Genomic DNA, 3635 nt, shown 5'->3' with positions numbered 1-3635 from the left:
CAAAAGCCGCGATAGCGGCATGTTTTGAGTCAGCGGCGCGAACCTACCGTATTGATCCGCTGTTGTTGATAGCGATAGCGGAGGTCGAAAGCGGTATGAATCCCCGCGCCGTTGGCCTTAACCGGCGTCAGGGTAAGGTCGTCAGTGAAGACGTGGGGCTGATGCAAATCAATTCGTCGTGGTTTCCGTTTCTTAAGAATAAATGGGGGATAACACGAGAAAAGCTGTTAAATGACCCCTGCCAAAACATTTATGTTGGTGCGTATATTCTGGCTAAAAACATCTCTGCCAATGGCGTTAACTGGGAATCGGTCGGTGCTTATAATGCAGGATTTAAAAATGACAATGCGCCATTTAGAATGCGGTATGCCAAAAGAGTCTATGCACGGTATCTGTCTTTTTTGGATAAAGAGCGCGGAGATTTATTTTCTCGACTGTCCAAGTCGGGAATATAGTTCGTGACATCGGTTTTATTTTTCTATCAGGAGGTGATTAAGTAAAAAATAGGTTGTTGTGTTTTTTTGTTATATTTTACATTCTTTTTTAATTTTTAATTAAAGGAATAATCAAAATGAATGCAGTAGAACTCAAGTTTTTTTCATCAACCGCTAATGAATTTCTTGATTGTTGCGTAATTTCTACGTAAAGACCGTGTGCAGTTCTGTTGCATAAAAATAAACAATATCAAGTGAGGATGTATTAATGCACAATAGAATGATATGGATCCAAGGCGATATTACCCATCTTCGTGTTGACGCTATTGTAAATGCGGCCAGATCTTCATTGAAACCAGGAGGCGGTGTTTGTGGTGCTATTCACCGTGCCGCAGGCCCTCACCTGAAAAAGCTTTGCAGCCAGAGACGACAGTTGCATGGCTCCTGTGACACGGGAAAAGCTGTTATCACTGATGCGGGGAGCTTATCCGTGCGGAAAGTCATCCACGCTGTCGGGCCTGTGTGGTACTGGGGGTGGCGATCCCATGTGAAACAGACGCAATTCGAGCGTCTATCGAAACAGTCTTGTTCTGGCTGCCGAGCACGGTTTGGAGACAATTGCGTTTCCGGCGATCAGTACTGGTCACTACCGTTTTCCTCGACAGCTCGCGGCCCGTATTGCTATTACTACCGTTAGCAAATTTTTGCACGATTATGATCTTCCCCGTCAGGTAACCTTTGTGTGTTTTGATAAAAAGAATGCAGAAATTTATAAGTGTTTGTTTAATTAAGTCATTACTTCAAAAAGTAAGTTATTGAGTTAAGTATTTCAAAGAATATGAAGTTTTTCAGGGATGCTCTCGTCGGCAACGGTGAAACAGTTTTCCAGGCTGTCTGTTTTTGACCGTGTAGATTCGGCATTTTTGCCAACCGTTTTAACGACACGGTGCCGTTGAAAAGCTCTGGTGACCCCGCTCAGGGTAACAGCGCAGTTGATTAATTCGGCTATCGATAACCCATTTACCGTCACGCAAAGCAAGCTTAAAAATTGACCTTTCCGCCTGAACAGCATCATCGAGCAGATCGGATTGCTCGATAGTCACCGTCACAGTGGTTGGATTTTCGCCGCCAGACACCACTTGCTGGATCAGCATATTGGACACTTCCTGCTGAAAATCCTTTCCCATCTCACTAAGTGCAATCCGGTAATGCGGTAATGGCGCAGGAGAGAACGCTTTGGGCGAGTCATCACATGCCATCATGGAAAACGGCAGCAGAAGAAAAAGTGCTTTATTAAACAGGGAGATAGTTAAAAAACGCATAAAATACATAAATCCAATAAACAAGAGAAGAACATAATTGAACATACCAAAACAGGGCGAAGATTATGAAAAAAATACGCTTATGGCAATCGGGTTATTACTCGCTGTTAATCACGCCGCTTTCGCTGATGAAAAAGTTGACTCAGACGATACAGGCTCGGACGTATCCTGGGTTAATCATATAACGACGATGGCGTCAATAATTTTCAATTATTCTATGCAAAAAAATACTGTTAATAAATGGTGAAATTATGTACATTTCAAAAATAGATGGTGAAGCATGGTGGTGCTGTCCTCATTGTAAGAATAGGATTATTACACATAAAAAAACGGGTGATGTGGTAATTAATAAGCATGTGTTTTTTGACAGTGAAGTGATTAAAGCCCCTATTGGGGATAGACCTGGAATAACGTATCTTAATTCTCTATGGGTTGGGCAATGCTTGTCATGCTCTGGTAGGTATACTGCTATAGAAATAAATATTTTGTCAGCGCCAGATGATGAAGACTCTTTTGAATATGTGTTACTCAATAAGCCAATGGGAGAGCCGACTAATTATGTGTGTAATGACGATGGTGTAACGGATAACGGGGAATATAAAGATTGCTGTAAATGCAGCTTGAATTTATATGATACTCCTCTCGGGAAATTGTGTCATTTTCTTCTTTGTGTAGAGCCGATTTATACGGATAAAGGCAGCGCACTTGTCGATTTTGTTGGTGTGTTAGATTGCGTTAATGATGACCGCTATAACAAGGCGAAAAACACCGTTACTCAACGATTTGATAGGTTTCAGGACATTTGCATTAACGTAAATCACCATCTTGAACAGGACGAGCTATCTAGACGTTCGGTGATGAGTAAATCTGACAAACAACGTTTCCGTATGCGAATCGGCGGGGAAGTTATTCTATGGGACTATTTAAAAACAGATAAGGGAATAGTAAATATTGGAGCAGAGGTTACAGTAAAAAATCCTGATTTGTACGACCGCATCAGTCATTATGCGCTTCTGCATGGAGAGGATTTGCAAGGTATGTTCAAAAATGACAAGTATCTGTACATGTCCTGCTTTATTCGTGATGTAGCTGCTTTCAGGAATGAATTTGAGTCAGAAGAAGTCCTGAAGCCGCTCTTTAGTCACGGTAAAGGAGATGCTTCTGAATTTGTGATTAGCTTTCCAGAAAAGCGAAATTTTGATGACAAGGAATAAATAAAAAATCATTTTATTAGCATTATTCAAGCGCATGTTTTGACTATTGATAATGAAAGGTGGGAGTGCTTTGTCGCTCAGGCTAAAAATGGTCAAATAGTGAATCACCCCGGATAAATTAGAGTCTATACTTTAAAAGTGGAGGTCTCTATGACAACGACCAAACGTTACTCTCCGGAAGTCCGTGAACGGGCAGTTAATCTAGTGCTGGAAACTCAGCATGAGCATGCTTCGCAGTGGAAAGCGATCCAGTCCATTGCACCAAAAATTGGCTGCATACCCGAGACGCTGCGTCTGTGGATCAAGCAACATGAACAGCGGCTGGCGGTGAAAAACAGTCTCAACGCGGATGAACGTCAGCGGCTTAAGGAGCTGGAGCGCGAGAACCGTGAGCTTTGAATAACCCCGAGTTTATTAGAGAGTAATTTTGGCAATACTACGCCGCTTCCTCTGATGCTAATTGCAAAGCGTAATAGTTCATTTCGGCTTCAGTAGGAGGGATGTAACCCAGCCGCCCGAGCAGCCTTCTGTTGTTGTACCAGTCCACCCAGTCCAGCGTGGCCAACTCCACTTCCGTCCGGTTTTTCCAGCTCCCGCGGTGGATAACCTCCGTTTTGTACAACCCGTTGATACTCTCTGCCATCGCATTATCGTAGGAGTCGCCG

General features: G+C 42.8%; 4 protein-coding genes and 2 pseudogenes. 4 read left to right on the top strand and 2 right to left on the bottom strand.

All coding sequences use genetic code 11. The features are described from left to right. Positions 1-455 (top strand): lytic transglycosylase domain-containing protein (locus CINSTRO3249_RS14055; RefSeq protein WP_074013722.1); only part of this gene is annotated, 455 nt, incomplete at its 5' end. Positions 456-702: 247 nt separating this feature from the next. Further along, a pseudogene (locus tag CINSTRO3249_RS14050) lies at positions 703-1225 on the top strand (macro domain-containing protein). A gap of 144 nt (positions 1226-1369) precedes the next feature. Here CINSTRO3249_RS14050 and CINSTRO3249_RS14045 read toward each other — a convergent pair. Beyond that, positions 1370-1801 carry a hypothetical protein gene (locus tag CINSTRO3249_RS14045; protein WP_074013721.1) on the bottom strand — a complete coding sequence of 144 codons (432 nt, stop codon included), beginning with the start codon at positions 1799-1801 and terminating at the stop codon, positions 1370-1372. 206 nt (positions 1802-2007) lie between these two features. On the opposite strand from CINSTRO3249_RS14045, the gene CINSTRO3249_RS17750 reads away from it, so the two are divergent. Then, positions 2008-2970, top strand: coding sequence for a hypothetical protein (locus CINSTRO3249_RS17750; RefSeq protein WP_254304372.1), 963 nt, complete (start codon positions 2008-2010; stop codon positions 2968-2970). A 150-nt stretch (positions 2971-3120) separates the two neighbouring features. Further along, positions 3121-3366 (top strand): annotated as a pseudogene (locus CINSTRO3249_RS14035) (transposase); the annotation flags it as partial. Positions 3367-3406: 40 nt separating this feature from the next. Here CINSTRO3249_RS14035 and CINSTRO3249_RS14030 read toward each other — a convergent pair. After that, positions 3407-3635, bottom strand: a 229-nt coding sequence (locus CINSTRO3249_RS14030) for an integrase core domain-containing protein (RefSeq protein WP_143146879.1), incomplete at its 5' end; no start/stop codon positions are given.

The organism is Candidatus Sodalis sp. SoCistrobi, from assembly GCF_900143145.1.
Classification (GTDB): domain Bacteria; phylum Pseudomonadota; class Gammaproteobacteria; order Enterobacterales; family Enterobacteriaceae; genus SoCistrobi.
This window is presented reverse-complemented; position numbering and strand designations above follow the sequence as displayed.